Genomic DNA, 1,049 nt, shown 5'->3' on the forward strand with positions numbered 1-1,049 from the left:
GTTAGCTGTGAGCTTTCGATAGGTTGTTCATCCGGTGCCGGCCGAGCAGAGTGAGGTTACGACACTTCAAGCGCTCGGGAGGACCGGATGAACATCCACAAGAATGCCCGTTTGACACCGCGCAGTCGAGCCTTGCTGGTGCGGCGCGTGCTGATCGAGCGCCAGTCGCCCATGTCCGTCGCGACGGACATGGGCGTTTCGCTGCGCACCGTGGCCAAGTGGGTCAGGCGCTTCGAACTGGAAGGATGGCCCGGTCTTGCCGATCGCTCGTCACGACCGCACCGGTTGCGTGCAGTTACCCCGGAAACTGTTATCGAGCAGGTTGTGGCACTGCGGCGCGAGCGCTGGACCGGCAAACAGATCGCGAGCGCATGCGGCATCTCGAGCGCTACCGTCAGCCGCATTCTGCGTCGTCACCGCTTGAGCCGGATGCGCGACATCGATCCGCCTGTGCCGGTCGTTCGCTACGAGCGCGCTGAGCCTGGTGAGATGATCCACCTCGACATCAAGAAGCTGGGGCGCTTCGAACAGGTCGGTCACCGGATCACCGGCGACCCCACCAGCCGCATCAAACGCCTCAAGGTCGGCTGGGAGTACGTGCATGTCGCGATCGACGATGCCTCACGCCTCGCCTGCGCCAACATCATGCCCGACGAGAAAGCCACCAGCGCCGCCGCCGCGCTCCGCCACGCAGTGGCCTATTATCAAAGCCTCGGCATCACGGTCGCTCGCGTCATGACCGACAATGGCGGCTGCTACCGCTCCGACGCCTTCCGTCTCGCCTGTCGCGACCTCGCTCTCAAGCACATCCGCACCAAACCCTATACGCCCCGCACCAACGGAAAAGCAGAACGCTTCATCCAGACCGCGCTACGCGAGTGGGCCTATGCCAAGCCCTATCCCACCTCGGATACTCGCGGCGCCGAACTCCAGCCTTGGCTACACCGCTACAACTGGCACCGACCTCACGCCGGCATTAAACACCTCACGCCTATCACCAGACTCGGCCTCACCGAGAACAACCTGTTGAGACTCCACAGTTAGCGGAC

General features: G+C 63.2%; 1 protein-coding gene. It reads left to right on the plus strand.

Annotated features, from left to right (window positions below; all coding sequences use genetic code 11):
• Positions 1 to 87: 87 nt before the first annotated feature.
• Complete coding sequence (locus IAG41_RS22870) at positions 88 to 1,044, plus strand: IS481 family transposase (RefSeq protein WP_187731015.1); 957 nt, start codon at positions 88 to 90, stop codon at positions 1,042 to 1,044.
• Positions 1,045 to 1,049 lie beyond the last annotated feature (5 nt).

Source organism: Sphingomonas sp. JC676, assembly GCF_014489075.1.
Classification (GTDB): domain Bacteria; phylum Pseudomonadota; class Alphaproteobacteria; order Sphingomonadales; family Sphingomonadaceae; genus Sphingomonas.

Excerpts from the sequence above, each read along its gene's own strand:
- IAG41_RS22870 (WP_187731015.1), top strand. The coding sequence starts at position 88 with ATGAACATCCACAAGAATGCCCGTTTGACACCGCGCAGTCGAGCCTTG.